The following is a 17,105-nucleotide window of genomic DNA, read 5'->3' on the forward strand; positions in this document are numbered from 1 at the left end:
CTCTTGGACGGTTCGCGTTCATGCGAACTTTTGCGCGTACTTCTCGAGGAGCGCCCACGATTCGTCGCCGTATTTTTTGCGCCACTGGTCGTAGAAGCCGGCCTTTTGCAAGACGGCGCGAAACGGCTGGGTATCGGGTTTGTTGAATATCATGCCGTGCGCCTTCAGTTGCGTTTCAAGCGAGGTGTTCAGCGCGGCGACGTCGGCGCGCTCCCTGATCGCCGCGGCATTGAGGTGTTTCGCCACAATCGCCTGCAGGTCCGGCGGCAGGTTGCCCCACGAGCGTGCGTTGCCGAGGAACCAGAAGCCGTCCCAAATGTGGCCGGTCAGCGAGCAGTATTTCTGCACTTCATAGAAGCGGCCCGTATCGATCAGTGCGAGCGGGTTTTCCTCGGCATCAACCACCTTGGTCTGCAGCGCTGAATACGCTTCGCTGAAGTTGATGCTGGTCGGCGAGGCATCGAATGCCTTGAACATCGATGTCCACAGCGGACTCACGGGCACGCGAATCTTCAGGCCCTTCAGGTCGGCGGGCGTCTGCACTGGCTTGATCGAACTGGTGATGTGACGGAAGCCGTTGTCCCACACCTTGTCCATCGCCACCAGCCCGACCTTCGAGATCGCCGTGCGGATGTGGGCGCCGAGATCGCCGTCCATCGCGGCCCAGACCTGGTTGTAATCCTTGAACGCGAAGCCGATGCCGTTGATTGCGGATACCGGCACGAGCGTGGAGAGCACGACGCCGCCTTGCGTCAGGAAGTCGATGGCGCCGGAGCGGACCTGCGACAGCATGTCGGTGTCGGTGCCCATCTGACCGTTCGGGAAGATCTGCAAGTCGACGCGGCCACTGGTTTCCTTCCTGATCGCGTCCGCTGCCTCCTTGGCGCGGATATTCAGCGGGTGCGAGACGGCGAGGTTGTGCGCGTACTTCAACTTGTATTGCGCGGCCTGCGCCCGAGCCATGGGCGCCACCACGCTCGCGCCTGCCGCGACGGATGCTGCACCAAGAGTTTGAAGAAAGGCACGACGGGAATACGAATTCATTTGTCTCGCTCCATGAAAGGGCGTGCTGCATCGGGGACGCGCGCGGCGGCGCCGGCACGTTCGTTATTTTCGAAAGCGAATCGCAAGAACTCTTCCGCGTTTGCATGCGACTGACCGCGTTTCGCTGACACACACTTTAAAAGTGTTGACACTTAGGTGTCAAGGTGTTGATATAAGAAAAAGAGTGCAGACAAAAAAATACATTCATCCGACACCCGGGCAGTTCGACGGATTCCGTCTGGCGAATCGGCCCTCGGTTCATATCAGGAGGCAGCATGGAATTACACGAGCACTACCGCGAGCACGGGTTGCTGATCGGGGGGCGTTGGCATCCGGCGTCGGCGGACAACGGCCAGGTGTCGGTGAACCCCGCCACCGAAGCGCCGCTCGGCCACACGCCGCTGGCGACGAAGGAGCAGGTGACGCAAGCCGTCGCCGCGGCTGTGATCGGCTCGCGTGCGATGCGCAAGTTGACGCCGTGGGAGCGCTCGGCGCTGTTGCGGCGCGCGGCGGTGCTGATTCACGAGCGGGCGCCGCAACTCGGCCGCATCGTCACGCTGGAGACCGGCAAACCGATCGCGCAGGCGACGGGCGAGGCGAACGCGTCAGCGGAATCGATCGACTGGTTCGCCGACGAAGCGCGCCGCGTGTTCGGCATGTCGTATGAAAGCCGCGTCAAGGGCGGGCGCTATCTGGTGCACTACGAGCCGCTCGGCGTCGTCGCGGCTTTCACGCCGTGGAATTTCCCGCTGCTCCTGCTGGCCCGCAAGATGGGCCCGGCGCTCGCGGCGGGCAACGCGATCGTGATCCGGCCGTCGAACGAGGCGGCGGGCGCGACGATGGCGCTCGTGCGCTGCTTCACCGACGCCGGTTTCCCCGAAGGCGCCGTGAACCTTGTGATCGGCAAGCCCGACGTCATCACGCCGACGATCATGGCCGATGCGCGCGTCGCCAAGATCAGCTTCACGGGCTCGGTGCCGATCGGCCGGCAGATCGTCGAAATGTCGGCGCAGACGCTCAAGAAAGTCACGATGGAACTCGGCGGCCATGCGCCGGTGATCGTGCACCGCGATGCCGATATCGCCGCGTTCGCGAAGCTCGCCTCGCTCGGCAAGTTTCGCAATGCAGGTCAGGTCTGCGCATCGCCGACGCGTTTCTATGTGCACCAATCAATCTTCGACAAGACCGTGAAGGCGCTCGTCGAGCGGTCGACGGCACTGAAACTCGGCGATCCGCTCGAGCAGAACACCGATCTCGGGCCGCTCACCACGTCGCGCCGCCGCGAAGCGATCGAACGGCTCGTCGACGAAGCGGCAAGCGACGGCGCGCAGATTCTCTGCGGCGGCCGGCGCCCGGCGCAATTCGGCCGAGGCTGGTTCTACGAGCCGACGCTCGTCGCCAACCCGGCGCCGCATATCGGCCTGATGAACGACGAGCCGTTCGGCCCGGTCGGCACGCTCACGCCATTCGCGACCACCGACGAAGTCATCGAGGAAGCCAACCGCCTGCCGTTCGCCCTCGCCGCCTACGTATTCACGCGCTCGATGCGCAATACGCTGGAAACCGCCGAGCGCCTGCAGGCCGGCGTGATCGGCGTGAACACGTTCGTCGCCTCGACGGCGGAAACGCCGTTCGGCGGAGCCAAGGACAGCGGCTTCGGACGGGAAGGCGGCGCGCACGCGATCCGCGACTATCTCGACACCAAATTCATCAACCTGGAACTGGCAGAGGACGAGTCGCGCGACGCCGGCTACGCCACCGCCTGACTGGAAACCACATCATGCAAAGCATAAAGAATCACGCGAAAGCACGCCTGCAAGCGGGCGAACTCGCCCTCGGCATGGGTCTGCGCCAGGCTCGCACCGTCGATATCGCGCAGATCGCGAAGACGAGCGGCTTCGACTGGCTCTTCATCGACATGGAGCACAACTCCATGGACATCGACACCGCCGCGCAAATCTGCGCGGGCGCACTGGTGGGCGGCATCACGCCGATCATCCGCGTGCCGGGTCACGAGCCGTTTCACGCCACGCGCCTGCTCGACACCGGCGCGATGGGCATCGTCGTGCCGCACGTCAGCACGGCGGAGCAGGCTGCGCACGTCGCGAATATGTGCCGCTTTCCGCCCGCGGGAGGCCGCTCGATTCCTGGCATGCTGCCGCAGGTCCGCTTCGAGGCGCTGCCGATCGCCGACGTGGTCCACGCGATCAACGACGAGATTCTCGTCGTCGCGATGATCGAGACGCGCGACGGGCTCGCGAACGTTGAAGCGATCGCGGCGGTGCCCGGCATCGACGTGCTGCTGGTCGGCGCGACCGATCTCGCGGCCGAACTCGGCATCACCGGACAGCTCGGCCATGCGCGTATCGGCGAGGCGATCGACACCGTGTGCGCCGCGTGCGCGCGCCACGGCAAGGTGCCGGGCGTCGGCGGCGTGTACGACGAAGCGCTGATGAGCGCCTATGTGCAAAAGGGCGCGCGCTTCATTCTCAGCGGCTCGGATCTTGCGTTCCTGATGGCGGGAGCCAAAGCGCGCTCCAGCATGTTGCGATCGATCCCGCTTGGGGCGGCAGAAGAGCCGTCCCTGCAACGACAAGCATCCTGAGTCAGCCGGAGGAGATAAAGTGAATCCCGCATATGCAGCAAACCTGGTCAATCGACGCGACCTGAAGCCCTATCTGAGCTCGGACCAGTTCGAATTCCGCGATTCGGTGAATCGCGTGCTTACGCGCCACGCGTCGCCGGAATACATCCGTCACTGCGACGAGGAAAAGCGCTTCCCTCAGGAACTCGTCGATGTCGCCGCCGAGCAGGGCTGGTTCGGCATCACGCTGCCGGAAGAACACGGTGGCATCGGCGGCTATCTCGACATGGCGGCCTACCTCGAGATCGTCGCGTACCACACGATCGCGCTCGCGCGGTTCTGGAACGCGAACGTGAACATGTGCGGCGGCGCGCTCGCACGCTTCGCGCCCGAGCACATCAAGTCCGAGGTCCTGCCGAAGCTCGCCGCTGGCAAGGCGTGGCTCGCGTTCGCGCTGAGCGAGAATGGCTCGGGGTCGGACGCCGCATCGCTCACCACGCACGCCGTGGCCGACGGCGACGACTTCATCATCAACGGTACCAAGATGTGGATCTCGGGCGCCGTTCAGGCCGACTACATCCTGACCGCCGTGCGCACCGACCCGAATGCGAAGAAGCACGACGGCATCAGCCTCTTTCTCGTGCCGAGCGGCTCGAAGGGCCTCTCGATCAATCCGATCGACCTGCTCGGCGGTCACGCGATCCGCACCTGTGAAGTGGTCTATGACGGCGTGCGGGTGTCGAAGGACAGCATCGTCGGCGGACTGCATGTTGGCTGGAAGAAGCTCACGACGGTGCTCTCGAAAGAGCGCATTGCCCTCTCGGCAATGTGCGTCGGCGGCGCGCAGGCGGCGATCGATCTCGCGCGCTGGTATGCGAACGAGCGCAAGCAGTTCGGCCAGTCGATCGTCGATTTCCAGGCCGTGTCGCACATGCTCGCCGACATGCAGACGCGGGTGGATGCGGCCCGCATGCTGGCGTTTCGCGCGGCCAGGCTGCTCGACGAGGGCGAGACGTGCGACGTGGAATCGTCGCAGGCGAAGTACTTTGCGTCCGATACCTACGTGCAGGTCGCGACCGACGGCATTCAGATCATGGGCGCCAACGGCTACTCCGCCGAATACGCGATGCAGCGGCATTTCCGCGAAGCCAAGATGTTCCAGATCTTCGGCGGCACCAATCAAATCCAGCGCAACATCGTTGCACGCGCGCTGAAGTCATAAGCGGAGAGCGAAGGTGACTCTGGTTCAAATATTCGAGACGTTCGGTTTCGACGTCGATCAGGTTCAGGCGGACGTGGTCGTGGTGGGCGGCGGCGGAGCCGCATCGCGGGCGGCGGTGTCGGCGGCGCAGGCGGGCGCGAAGGTGCTCGTGGTGGCGAAGGCGCCGGTCGGGCAGGGCGGCAGCACGGTGCACGGCGCGAGCGAAATCATGAGCATGGGCGCGTCGGGCTATGGCAGCGAGCAGGACAGCCCGAGCATCCACTACGAAGACACGATGCGCCCGGCCGGCGGCTTCATCGATCGCGATCTGGTGCGCGTGCTGGCCGAAGACGCGCCGGCGCGGATCGCCGATCTGATTGCGCTGGGCGTGCCGTTCGATCGCGTACGCACGGAAGACCCTGATGCCGGCTACAAGCTGATTCAGAGCGACTTCGGCAGCTACGCACGCGCGCTCGGCGTGAAGGGCAAGACCGGCAAGGCGTTCGTGGGCGCACTCGCCGACGAGGCGAAGAAGGCCGGTGTCGAGACGCGCCATTCGGTCGCGCTGATCGACTTGCTGCGCGATTCGACCGGGCGTGTCAGCGGCGTAGTCGGCATGGACCTCAACTCACGGCGGCTGCTCGTCGTGTCGGCGGGTGCGGTCGTGCTGGGCACCGGCGGCGCCCACGGCCTGTTCTCGCAACAGGTGTCGACGGCCGAAATGACCGGCGACGGCCAGGCGATCTGCTTTCGACACGGCGCGGAACTCGTCAACATGGAGTTCCATCAGTTCGGTCCGGCGATGGTGCATCCGTACGTGCAGCTCTTCAGCAAGTCGTGCTTCATCCTGCATCCGAAGATGCTCAATCGCGAAGGCCACGAATTTCTCGCCGACTATCTGCCGGCAGGCGTCGCACCTGAAGCCGTCATGGACGAGAAGGTGTTTCCGTTCACCATTTCGAACGAATCGCGCTACATCGATATCGCGATTGCGGCAGAGATCGCGGCTGGACGCGGCACCGAGCGCCGCGCCGTACAGTTCTCCTTCGCGCACATCCCGCCCGAAAAGCTCGCCGCGACCATTCCGAACACGATGCGGTGGATGCGCGCGAAGGGGCTCGACCCGCAGCGCGATCTGCTCGATGTGGGGATCGCGTTCCAGTGCCTGAACGGCGGCGTGCGGATGACCGACACCAACGCGATGTCCACCATCGAGGGCTTGTTCGTGATCGGCGAACTGGCGGGCGGCGTGCGCGGCCCGGACCGGCCGGGCGGCAATTCGCTCGCCGAAGGCCAGGTGTTCGGTCATCGCGCCGGCGTCGGCGCCGCGGCTTTCGCGCGCCAGAGCGCGGCGCCGGGAGCACCCGACGCCGCACCGCTCGCAGCGCGTCTCGAACTTGCGCTCAAACCCAATGCCGGCTTCGACGCGCAGCGCATCGCGACCGGCCTGCGTCACGCGATGCAGACGCATTGCCTCGTCGAAAAGACCGAGATTGGTTTGAAGCAGGCGTTGCAGGTTGCCCGCGAGGCTCGTGAGCAGTTCGAGGCAGGCGGCGCGGCGACGCCGCAAAGCGCGATCGACGCGTTGACCATTGACAACATGGCGACCACCGCCGAACTGATCGTCGAGGCGTGTATCGAGCGGCGCGAATCGCGCAGTAGCCACTACCGCACGGATTGCCCCGAACGCGACGACGCCCGTTTCGGCCACGCGCTGACGATCACGCGCGGCACCGACGATCCGTTCCGCCTGAAGTTCGCTGCGCTGCATTACGCGCACGCCGAACTCCCCGAACAATCGCTTTCCGAGGCAGGCAATCATGGATAAGACCCAAGCTGGCCCATTGTCGGGCTATCGGATTCTCGACCTGACGGTGATGACCGCCGGCCCCGTCGGCACGGTGCTGCTCGCGGACCTCGGCGCCGATGTGATCAAGGTGGAAGAGCCGCGCGCAGGCGACCTGTCGCGCAACCTCGGCAACCAGTTCATCGAAGGCGAGAGCGTGCAGTTCCTGTCGCAGAACAGGAACAAGCGCAGCATGCGGCTCGACCTGAAATCGGAAGAAGGGCGCGACGCGTTTCTGCGCATGGCCGAGCAGGCGGATGTGGTCGTCGAAAACTTCCGGCCGGGGACGGTCGAGCGCCTGGGCATCGGCTACGAGGCAGTCAAGGCGCGCAATCCGAAAATCGTCTACGCGAGCGTGTCGGCGTTTGGGCAGAGCGGGCCGTATGCCGCGTGGCCCGCGAACGATCCGATCGTGCAGGCCGTCGCCGGTCTCATGGACATGACGGGTGAAGCGGGCGGCAATCCGGTGCGGCTCGGTGCTCCGTTGCCCGACTTCGGCGCAGCGGCCTTGCTCGCGTTCGGCATTTCGGCGGCGCTTTTGCATCGCGAGCGGCACGGCGTTGGGCAGCGCATTGATACGTCGCTTCTTTCGGCGGCGCTTTTCAGCACGATTCCCCGCGACGGCGAAACGCTGAGGAGCGGCAAGGCGCCCGAGCGCCTTGGCAGCGGCCATCCGACGATGGTGCCGTATCGCAACTATCAAGGCTCGGACGGCCGCTATTTTTTCGCGGCGTGCTTTACCGAAAAATTCTGGCAGAACCTGTGCCGCGCGCTCGGTCGCGAGGAGTTGCTGACCGACGAGCGCTTTATCGGCAACACCGCGCGAACGGCGAACCGTCATGCGCTCGATACAATCCTGGAGCAGCAGTTCCTGCTGCATACCGCCGACTACTGGGTGGCCCACCTGAGCGCCGCCGATGTGCCGTGCGCGATGGTGCAGGACTACCACACGGCGCTGACCCAGGACCCGCAGATCAAGCACAACGGCGCGGTGGTCGAGATCGAACATCCTCGTGCGGGCACGGTCACGAACATCGCGAGCCCGGTCAATTTCCACGGCAGTCCGGTGGCTTACCGGCGGCCGCCGCCGGTGCTCGGCGAACACACCGCCGAGGTGCTTGCCGAGTTCGGCTTCAGCGTCGACGAGATCGCCGCGCTCGAAGGCAGGCGATCGGCGCAAGTAGCCGAGGCAGGTGCGAGATCATGAAGACGCTGACGGCGGATTATGTGATCGTCGGCGCGGGGACGGCCGGCTGCGTGCTGGCGAACCGGCTGTCGGAAGACCCGAACGTCAGAGTCATCCTGATCGAGGCGGGCGAGCGCGATCGTCATCCGTTCATTCATGTGCCGGCGGGGTTCGTGCGGCTGCTCGACCATCCGACCGTGACCTGGCGCTACCACACGGAAGCGAGCGCCGAGACGGGCGGCCGCGAGATTCTGTTCCCTCGCGGGCGTGGACTCGGCGGATCGAGTGCGATCAACGGGTTGCTGTACGTGCGGCCGTTCGCCGAGGACATCGATAGCTGGGAAGCGGCGGGAGCGAGCGGCTGGAACTTCGCGAATTGCCTGCCGTACTACAGCCGCGCGGAGACGTGGACCGAGGGCCGCAGCGCGCAACGCGGCACCGAAGGTCCAATCCAGGTCAGCCGCGTGAAGAATCCACCGGAGATCTGCGCAGCCGTGGTCGCAGCGGCGCAGCAGGCGGGTCTCGATTTTCTCGACGATCCCAACTCGACGACGCGCGGCCCATCGATCTGGTACTACCAGCAAACGCGTGAAGGGCGTCGTCGGTCGAGCGCGGCGCGCGCCTATCTGCGGCCCGCGATGGCGCGGCCGAACCTCACGGTGCTGACCGGCTTGCAGGTGTCGAAGCTGGAGATGACCGGCACCCACGTGACCGGCGTCAGTGCGACGTCGGGCGCCGGCAATCCGCTCGACATCCGCGCGAAACGCGAGGTGATCATAAGCGCGGGCGTGATCGGCACACCCAAGCTGCTGGAGCTGAGCGGAATCGGCGACCGGGACGTGCTCGAGAATGCCGGCATTCAGACGCGCGTTGCGTCGCCAGGCGTCGGCAGCAATCTGCAGGATCACTACGTAGTGCGACTGGGCTTTCGCGTTCGCGGCGCCGGCACCGCGAACGAACGCTCGCATGGCCTCGCGCTGGCGCGCGAGATGATGCGCTATGTGGTGTCGGGAACCGGCGTGCTGACGTACAGCGCGGCGATCGTCGGTGCCTTCGCGCAGACGCGGTTTGCCGAGCGTCCCGATGTGCAGTACGTGATCGCCCCCGGCAGTTTCGCGGCGGGACGCATCGGCGTGCTTGAGGCCGAGCCGGGCATCTCATGCGGCGTCTGGCAAATGCGGCCCGAGAGTCGCGGACACGTGCATATCCGCAGCAATGATGTGGCGGCTTCCCCGACGATCGCGCCGTCGTATCTGAGTCACGAACTCGACCGAAACACGATGGTGGAAGGGCTCAAGATCGGCCGGAAGATTTTTGCGCAACCGGAGATTGCGCGCTACATCGTCGAGGAGACGGTGCCGGGACGCGCGGCCACCAGTGACGAAGCGCTGCTGCAATACGGGCGCGACAACGGCTCGACCGTTTATCACGCGGTCGGCACTTGCAGGATGGGCGACGACGAAATGAGCGTGGTCGATTCCGAACTCCGCGTGCGCGGAATGACGGGGTTGCGGATCGTGGATGCATCGGTGATGCCGTCGATCACCTCGACCAATACGAATGCGACGGTATTGATGCTCGCGGAACGCGCCGCGCAGATCATTCGCTCGCCGCGCGAGGCGGGCCTGACGAAGGAACGCTCGAAGGAGACTGTATGAAGGTGCTGGTGTGTGTGAAACGCGTGGTCGACTACAACGTGAAGGTCCGGGTGAAGTCGGATGGCACGGGCGTCGACGTTGCGAATGTGAAGATGTCGATGAACCCGTTCGACGAGATCGCGGTAGAAGAAGCGGTGCGGCTGCGCGAAGCGGGCGTGGCGACTGAGGTCGTAGCCGTCTCGTGCGGCGTCACGCAATGTCAGGAGACGCTGCGCACGGCGATGGCGATCGGCGCGGATCGCGCGATTCTCGTTGAATCCACTGACGAATTGCAGCCGCTCGCAGTCGCGAAGATTCTCAAGACGCTGGTCGACAAGGAGCAGCCTGGGCTGATCATCCTCGGCAAGCAGGCCATCGACGACGATTCGAATCAAACCGGTCAGATGCTCGCCGCGTTGGCGGGCCTGCCGCAGGCGACGTTTGCATCGAAGGTCGTTGTGGCCGATGGCAAAGCGACCGTGTCGCGTGAAGTCGATGGCGGATCCGAGACTCTTTCGCTGAAGCTGCCCGCTGTCGTGACCACTGACCTGCGCCTGAACGAGCCGCGCTACGTGACGCTGCCCAACATCATGAAGGCGAAGAAGAAGCCGCTGACAACGGTGAAGCCGGCAGACCTCGGAGTGGATGTCACGCCGCGCCTGAAGACGCTGAAAGTCGTCGAGCCGCCCAAGCGCTCGGCGGGCGTGATGGTGCCGGACGTGAAGACGCTAGTCGAGAAATTGAAGAACGAAGCCAAGGTCCTGTAAGGGAGACAAGCATGACGATTCTGGTAATTGCAGAACACGACAACGCATCGATCAAGGCGGCGACCTTGAACACGATTGCTGCCGCACAAAAGATCGGCGGTGATATTCACGTGCTGGTGGCGGGTTCGAACGCCCAAGCCGCAGCGGATGCGGCCGCGAAAATCGCAGGCGTGAGCAGGATATTACTCGCCGATGCGCCGCAACTGGGCGATGGCCTCGCGGAAAACATCGACGGCACGGTGCTGAGGATCGCGAGAGATTATTCACATGTCCTCGCGCCCGCGACCGCATACGGCAAGAACATTGCGCCGCGTATCGCCGCGCATCTGGACGTCGCGCAGATCAGCGACATCACCGCCGCCGTCAGCGCAGACACATTCGAGCGGCCGATCTACGCCGGCAACGCGATCGCGACGGTGCAATCGAGCGATCCGATCAAGGTCATCACGGTGCGTACAACGGGCTTCGATCCGGTCGCGGCGCAAGGCGGCAGCGCATCGATCGAGAAAATCGAAGCCGCCGCCGAAGCCGGCATTTCGCAGTTCGTGAGCCGTGAACTCACCAGGCTGGACCGTCCCGAGTTGACCTCGGCGACGACCATCGTGTCGGGCGGACGCGGTTTGGGCAACGGCGAGAACTACGCGAAGATTCTGGAACCGCTGGCGGACAAACTCGGCGCGGCACTCGGCGCATCGCGCGCAGCAGTCGATGCGGGCTTCGTACCGAACGATTATCAAGTCGGTCAAACCGGCAAGATCGTCGCACCGCAGCTGTACGTGGCAGTCGGTATTTCGGGCGCGATCCAGCACCTGGCGGGCATGAAGGACTCGAAGATGATCGTCGCGATCAACAAGGACGCGGAAGCACCGATCTTCGGTGTCGCCGACTACGGTCTGGTGGGCGATCTGTTCACGCTCGTGCCGGAACTGGTAAAAGAGGTTGCCTGAACCCGCATTGCCCGATATCGGTCACAAAGGGCCAGCAGCAGACATGCGAACCTGATCTCCATTGAAGCCGATAGCGGCCAGATGAACGCGCCTTGCGGTCACGTCTGTTCACGCGACCATTCCCGCACATTCATTCTTCGTTCATCCGCCGCTGTCCGCTCCAAAACGGATTTGGGCGACCTCGCGCGCCACTCGCACGAAAGCCATCAATGCGGCTGACGGCGGCGAATGATGCCACGCGAGCAAGGTTGCGCTCATCGCGTGCGGTTCCCTGATCATTCGATAGACGACGTTCTCGACTCGCACGCGCTGCACCGAAGCCGGCACAATGGCCACGCCGAAACCCGCACTCACGAGTCCCAGCGACGTATAGACCTGGCCCACTTCCGACAGCGGCGAAGGCGTGAAGCCGCCGAGCGCGCAAAGGCTCGTGATGATCGCATGGTAGTCCGGCGCGAGCGTCTCGATGAAATTGATCACGCGCTGCTCGGAGCAATCGGCGATCGACACCTGGCGCGTCGCCGTCAACGGGCTGTCTTCAGGTAAACCAAGAACGAACGGCTCCTCGAGGATCAACTGCGTTTCGAGCCCCTTCAGATTCGATACCGGACGCACGAACGCCAGATCGATGTCGCCGCGCGCGAGTGCGTTGACCTGCTCGACGACAGGGAACCAGCGCAACTCCACCTCGACGCCGGGAAATCGCTGCTGAAACTCTCTCAGGATCGGTGGCAGCAGCGTGTAAGCCGCGTGCTCGAAAAAGCCGATTGCGAGCCGGCCGATCTCGCCGCGCTGGGCGCGTTGTGAATCGATCACGGCGGAGTCCGCGGCCGCCAGGATCTGACGGGCACGCTCGGCGAACACATGCCCCGCCGCCGACAATTCCACGCGCCTGCCGCTTCTGTCGAAGAGTATGACGCCCAATTCTTCTTCCAGCTCGCGTATCTGCCGGCTAAGCGGTGGCTGAGCGATGTGCAGCCGCGCGGCCGCCTTCGTGAAATTGAGCGTCTCTGCGACGGTCAAGAAGTACCGCAGGTGTCGAAACTCCATATCGGTACCTTTTAGGTATGGATAGCGTACTTATTATATCTTTTACATTCAGGTAGGACGCGCCTACGATGAGTTGAGAAAACACACATCACTCATCAGGATGACATCGGATGAAGCTCACACAGGACCAACTCCGCGCCTATGCGCGCGACGGCTTTCTTATCCTGCCGACCCTCTTTTCGCCGGACGAAGTGCAGGCGATGAAGCACGACTTGCAGCGCATCCAGGATATCGACACGGACCATCTCGTACGCGAGAAGACCGGAGGTATCGCCAAGACGATTTACAGAGTGCATGAGGCAGACGGCCCGACGGCCTCGCCGGTCTTTCGTGCGGCCGCGCGTGCGCCGCGCCTGCTGGAACCGGCACAGCAGCTCCTCGACGATGCGCAACTCTACGTCTATCACACCAAATGCAACTTGAAGACGGCGATCGACGGCTCGGTGTGGCAGTGGCATCAGGACTATGGAACGTGGCGTCGGGACGGCGTCCCGACGCCGGGCATGACAACCGCGCTCGTGATGCTCGATGAGCCGACCGAGATGGGCGGCTGCCTGTACTTCATCCCCGGAAGTCACAAGGAGGGCCATCTCGAACCGGCCTTCGATGAAGCCACCGCCTACAAGTTCTGGGTTGTGCCGAAGACGCAACTGCTGGAAATCATGGAGCGCAGCCCGGAGCCGGTGCCGATCGTCGGGCCGCCCGGAACGGTGGTCTTCTTCGATGCCAACATCCTGCATGCATCGGGGCACAACCTGTCACGACACGACCGCTGGCAGATCTACGTGGTGTACAACCCGGTGGCGAACCGTCCCGCCGACGTCGCCAACCCTCGACCGGACTATGTGCGCTCGACGAACTTTGCGCCGCTGCAATTGGGCAACGACACGATCACCGACGCGGTGCACGCATGAGCGCGGTTCTTCAAAAAGCGGATACGGTGCTGAGCGCGCGTGAGTTGGAGACCTACCGCGACGACGGCTTTCTGACGATGCGCCGCGTGCTTGCAAGCGAACTGTTGCAGCGGCTGAACGATGTGACTGATCGCCTGCGGGAAGAGGCACGCCACCTGACGGCGCGCACGAAGCATGTCGATCTGGCGAAGGGGCATAGCGCAGAGCGTCCGCGAGTTAGACGCATATCAAGCCCGACGGAACTTGATGCGGTCTTCCGCGAGATCGCCTTCGATTCGATCCTTGGCGACATCGCAGCCGAACTGGTCGGCGGCGCAGTGAAGTTCTATCACTCGAAGCTCAATTTCAAGTTGCCGGAGGGCGGCGCCGAGATCGGCTGGCATCAGGACTGGCCAGTGTTTCCGCACACGAACACGAATCTTGTTGCGCTGAGCGTGCCGCTAAATGCATCGCGAGCCGGCAACGGGTGCCTGCGCACCATTGCGGGAAGTCACAAGGGCGGCGCTCGCAGTCATTGGTCCGACGGACAGTACACGTTGAACTGCAATCCCAGCATGACGGACGCTGAACTGGCGCACGCGCTCGACAGCGAACTGGATCCCGGCGATATCGTCGCGCATCACGGGCTGACGGTGCACGGCTCGGGCGTCAATCTCTCCGCCTCGATGCGCAGCACCTACATCATTCAATACGTCGCAGCGGATGCGTTCGCTTACACCGCACCTGTGATTGACAGCGTGCATCGCGGGAAGATGGTGCGCGGCGAACCGCCGAGGTTTGCTCGCGTGGAGGAGGGCTTGATCGAGTTGCCGCCCGACTTCGACAACGGTTATTCAGGCATCTTTACGTTGCAGAACGCGCAGGCTTGATTGCAGGCCAAGAAACCCGCGGGCGTTCGCGCGTTTCCCCTATCGATCTATCGGACTGGCACGGGCTCTACGCCGGCCACGCGCAAGCCGTCGTGCGGCCGGCCAGCACCGTCGAGGTGGCGGCATGCGTGAGCCTGTGTGCCGAGGCTCGTGTTCCGATCGTCACGCGCGACCCATGCGCCGGCAATCCAGTGTGGCGCGTTCATGCTGAGGTTTCCTTGCGAAGAAGAGGGCTGTTCATGTCCGATGCGTTCGAAACCTGATGCAGTTCGTCCGCGATGATTGCGATCAGCGCCTCGGCCGCCGCGCTCAACGGACGTCGCGGGTGACTCACCCGCACGATCTGGCGCACGATGCGCGGCGCGACGATCGGATACGCGCGCAGCCTGCCTCGCCGCACCGCTCGCTCGACGGCGATGCGCGGCAGGATGGTCGCAAAGCGCGTGCTCTCGACGAGTTTCACGATCGTGCTCAACACGTCGATTTCGAAACGCGGCGTGAACAGTACGTCTTCGTGCTGCGCGGCGGTATCGAGCACGCCGCGCAAGCCGTTACGCTTGGTCGGGAGCACGAGTTCGAGTTCGGGCAACTGCGCGAGTTCGATCGCGTGCGGAAGATCGGGACCGTGCACGACACTCGTCGCCAGCACCATTTCTTCATCGAGTAGCGCCTGCGAATCGAGTGACAGGCGCGAGCGCGGCTTGTTGATGATCGCGGCATCCAACTGGCCGCCCGCGACCCAGTCGATGAACGTCGCACTGTAGCCGTCCGCCACCGTGACATCGACCTGCGGATAGCGGGCGTGAAAGCGCGACAGCGAATCCGCGAGGACACTCTCGGTGATCGATGCGATCAGGCCGATCGCGACGTGCCCGGCTACCCCCTCGTCGCGCTGCACGAGCTGTTGCCGCGCGTGCGCGAGATCACGCACGATCGGCAGAAAGAGGCGGTACATCAGTCGTCCGGCGGCTGTCGGCGCCATGCCGTGCGCGCCGCGTTCGAAGAGCTGCTGATGCAGCTCCTCTTCGAGCTTCGCAATCTGCATGCTCAACGCGGGCTGCACGATGCTCAGGCGCTTCGCCGCCCGCGTGACCGAGCCGTCCTCGAAGAGCGCGATGAAGTACTGGATTTGCTTGAGGTCCATATTCGTATGATCTAAACATCATCGAAACTAATGACTGATGGGCATGTTATCAGTCGATGGAAGAATCCGCCTCGGCGGCCGCACCTGGCGATCTCACTGTGGGTCGCCCAAACATTGCTTGTCCATTAGTATCGTTCTGAAAGTCGGGTGTCATCGGGGCTAACACTGATATCAGTATTGATGATCTAACACATCAAAAGATAGTATTAGAACTTATAGGGGGATCTGGCTACGCTTCGTTCCATGTCTCGCTGCGGCTTTTCACTCAAGCAGCGGACAACGACGGAGACGCAGATGAACACACGCGATGCCGCAACGAACGGCACCTTCCCTTTTTCGCGGGCCCCGCAATCCGGCACGCTCACGCTGCGCGACTGGCTCGTGCATCTCGCGAAGACCGGGCGCGTAGCGACGATCGACGAGCCGGTCGCGCTCGAACACGAACTCGCGGCCATCGCCAAACGCCTCGACGGCGCGCAGGCCGCATTCTTCACGAAGCCGGGACGGCACGACGTGCCGGTGGTGAGCGGCTTCATGTCGAAGCGCGCGTGGATCGCCGAAGCGATGGGTATCGAAGAATCGGACCTGCTCGCACACTTTCGCCGCGCGGCCGAAAAGCCGGTCGCGTCGAAGCTTCTGGATCGTGCCGACGCCGCTTGCCAGCAGGTCGTCCATACGAGCGGCATCGATCTGCACGCGCTGCTGCCGATCCCCACGCACAGCGAACATGACAACGGTCCGTACATCACTGCGGGCCTCGTGATCGCCCGCAATCCGCGTACCGGCGTGCAGAACGTGTCGATCAACCGCATCCAGGTGCACGGCCCGGACCGCATGGCGATTCTGCTTCTGCCGCGCCACTTGCATGCGTTTCAGAAGGCAGCCGAGGAAGCCGGCGATGCGCTCGACGTGGCGGTCGCCATCGGCGTCGATCCGCTGACGATGCTCGCCTCGCAAGCCATCACTCCCATCGATCACGACGAGCTGGAAATTGCCGGTGCGCTGCATGGCGCGCCGCTGCCGGTTGCGAAGTGCGTGACGAACGACGTGCATGTGCCGGCGTTCGCCGAGATCGTGATCGAAGGCCGCATCCTGCCGAACGTGCGCGAGCCGGAAGGTCCGTTCGGCGAATTCCCGAAGTACTACAGCGCGAAGGAAGCGCGCGAGGTGATCGAGGTTACGGCGGTCACGCATCGCAGCGATCCGATCTTTCACACAATTGTGCCGGCCGAGATGGAGCATCTGCTGCTCGGCGCGATTCCGCGCGAAGCGACGCTGCTCGCGCATCTGCAACGCAGCCATCCCGGCGTGAAAGGCGTGCATCTTTCGGTGGGTGGCGTGTGCCGTTATCACTTGTGGGTGCAGTTCGACAAGAAGCGCGAAGGCGAAGCGAAGAACGTGATTCTTTGCGCATTCGGTGCGCATTACGACATCAAGCTGGTGGTCGTCGTCGATACCGATGTGGACGTGCATGATCCGGCCGAAATCGAATGGGCAATCGCCACGCGCTTCCAGGCGGATCGCGATCTCGTCGTGATCGAAGGCGCGCAGGGCTCGCCGCTCGATCCCTCGACGACCGTTGGCCGGCCCGAGGATGCCCCGCCGCATCTGCAGGGCGTGAGCGCGAAGATGGGCCTCGACGCCACGCGTCCGGCAGTCTATCCGGCGCACGTCTTCACGCGCGTGCATATCCCCGGCCAGGACACGGTCGATCTCGACGTGCTCGTCGCAGCGGACAACCACGCGTTCGATGCCTATCTAAGCCGCCATCATGACTGAGCGTATCGTCGTCGGCATCGCGAAATCGCGCGTCGCTGGAGCGGTCTTGCCGACGAATTCGCGAGCCGCAATGAAGGAGCAGAGCAATGAACCAGCGTGAGACGGCCTTCGCCGATATCAATGCACGCGCTGCGGAT

At 63.8% G+C, this 17,105-nt stretch carries 15 protein-coding genes; 11 read left to right on the forward strand and 4 right to left on the reverse strand.

Annotation, left to right across the window (positions count from 1 at the left end; genetic code table 11):
* Positions 1-18: 18 nt before the first annotated feature.
* Positions 19-1,044, reverse strand: a complete 1,026-nt coding sequence (locus ACAX43_RS25205; RefSeq protein ID WP_370711114.1) for a TRAP transporter substrate-binding protein — start codon at positions 1,042-1,044, stop codon at positions 19-21.
* Between the two features lie 275 nt (positions 1,045-1,319).
* Between ACAX43_RS25205 and ACAX43_RS25210 the strand changes: the two genes are divergently transcribed.
* From ACAX43_RS25210 to ACAX43_RS25245, 8 genes are read left to right on the forward strand one after another with little or no spacing between them, the layout of a single operon-like run.
* Positions 1,320-2,810: an NAD-dependent succinate-semialdehyde dehydrogenase gene (locus ACAX43_RS25210; protein WP_370711115.1), complete on the forward strand. Its 1,491-nt coding sequence runs from the start codon at positions 1,320-1,322 to the stop codon at positions 2,808-2,810.
* 14 nt (positions 2,811-2,824) lie between these two features.
* Positions 2,825-3,649, forward strand: a complete 825-nt coding sequence (locus tag ACAX43_RS25215; RefSeq protein ID WP_370711116.1) for an HpcH/HpaI aldolase/citrate lyase family protein — start codon at positions 2,825-2,827, stop codon at positions 3,647-3,649.
* 19 nt (positions 3,650-3,668) lie between these two features.
* Entirely contained in the window at positions 3,669-4,850 is a 1,182-nt protein-coding gene (locus ACAX43_RS25220; protein ID WP_370711117.1) for an acyl-CoA dehydrogenase family protein, read from the forward strand.
* Positions 4,851-4,863: 13 nt separating this feature from the next.
* Entirely contained in the window at positions 4,864-6,657 is a 1,794-nt protein-coding gene (locus ACAX43_RS25225) for an FAD-binding protein (RefSeq protein ID WP_370711118.1), read from the forward strand.
* Positions 6,650-7,882, forward strand: a complete 1,233-nt coding sequence (locus ACAX43_RS25230; RefSeq protein WP_370711119.1) for a CaiB/BaiF CoA transferase family protein — start codon at positions 6,650-6,652, stop codon at positions 7,880-7,882. Before ACAX43_RS25225 ends, ACAX43_RS25230 begins: the two co-directional genes overlap by 8 nt.
* Positions 7,879-9,519: a GMC family oxidoreductase gene (locus ACAX43_RS25235; RefSeq protein ID WP_370711120.1), complete on the forward strand. Its 1,641-nt coding sequence runs from the start codon at positions 7,879-7,881 to the stop codon at positions 9,517-9,519. Before ACAX43_RS25230 ends, ACAX43_RS25235 begins: the two co-directional genes overlap by 4 nt.
* Positions 9,516-10,265: an electron transfer flavoprotein subunit beta/FixA family protein gene (locus ACAX43_RS25240; RefSeq protein WP_370711121.1), complete on the forward strand. Its 750-nt coding sequence runs from the start codon at positions 9,516-9,518 to the stop codon at positions 10,263-10,265. Before ACAX43_RS25235 ends, ACAX43_RS25240 begins: the two co-directional genes overlap by 4 nt.
* 11 nt (positions 10,266-10,276) lie before the next feature.
* Entirely contained in the window at positions 10,277-11,212 is a 936-nt protein-coding gene (locus ACAX43_RS25245) for an electron transfer flavoprotein subunit alpha/FixB family protein (RefSeq protein ID WP_370711122.1), read from the forward strand.
* A 141-nt stretch (positions 11,213-11,353) separates the two neighbouring features.
* Here ACAX43_RS25245 and ACAX43_RS25250 read toward each other — a convergent pair whose 3' ends face one another.
* Positions 11,354-12,262, reverse strand: a complete 909-nt coding sequence (locus tag ACAX43_RS25250; RefSeq protein WP_370711123.1) for a LysR family transcriptional regulator — start codon at positions 12,260-12,262, stop codon at positions 11,354-11,356.
* A gap of 110 nt (positions 12,263-12,372) precedes the next feature.
* Between ACAX43_RS25250 and ACAX43_RS25255 the strand changes: the two genes are divergently transcribed.
* A complete protein-coding gene (locus ACAX43_RS25255) occupies positions 12,373-13,176 on the forward strand; it encodes a phytanoyl-CoA dioxygenase family protein (RefSeq protein ID WP_370711124.1) in 804 nt (267 codons plus the stop codon).
* Complete coding sequence (locus tag ACAX43_RS25260) at positions 13,173-14,045, forward strand: phytanoyl-CoA dioxygenase family protein (RefSeq protein WP_370711125.1); 873 nt, start codon at positions 13,173-13,175, stop codon at positions 14,043-14,045. The genes ACAX43_RS25255 and ACAX43_RS25260 overlap by 4 nt, the downstream gene beginning before the upstream one ends.
* A gap of 47 nt (positions 14,046-14,092) precedes the next feature.
* Here ACAX43_RS25260 and ACAX43_RS25265 read toward each other — a convergent pair whose 3' ends face one another.
* Positions 14,093-14,251 (reverse strand): hypothetical protein, encoded by a 159-nt coding sequence (locus tag ACAX43_RS25265; protein ID WP_370711126.1) that lies wholly within the window; start codon positions 14,249-14,251, stop codon positions 14,093-14,095.
* The gene (locus ACAX43_RS25270; protein ID WP_370711127.1) at positions 14,248-15,189 is read right to left on the reverse strand and encodes a LysR family transcriptional regulator; all 942 of its coding nucleotides are present in this window, start codon (positions 15,187-15,189) and stop codon (positions 14,248-14,250) included. The genes ACAX43_RS25265 and ACAX43_RS25270 overlap by 4 nt, the downstream gene beginning before the upstream one ends.
* 294 nt (positions 15,190-15,483) lie before the next feature.
* On the opposite strand from ACAX43_RS25270, the gene ACAX43_RS25275 reads away from it, so the two are divergent.
* Positions 15,484-16,968 carry a UbiD family decarboxylase gene (locus ACAX43_RS25275; RefSeq protein WP_370711128.1) on the forward strand — a complete coding sequence of 495 codons (1,485 nt, stop codon included), beginning with the start codon at positions 15,484-15,486 and terminating at the stop codon, positions 16,966-16,968.
* The last annotated feature ends 137 nt before the right edge of the window (positions 16,969-17,105 follow it).

Source organism: Paraburkholderia sp. IW21 (assembly GCF_041321145.1).
Classification (GTDB): Bacteria; Pseudomonadota; Gammaproteobacteria; order Burkholderiales; family Burkholderiaceae; genus Paraburkholderia.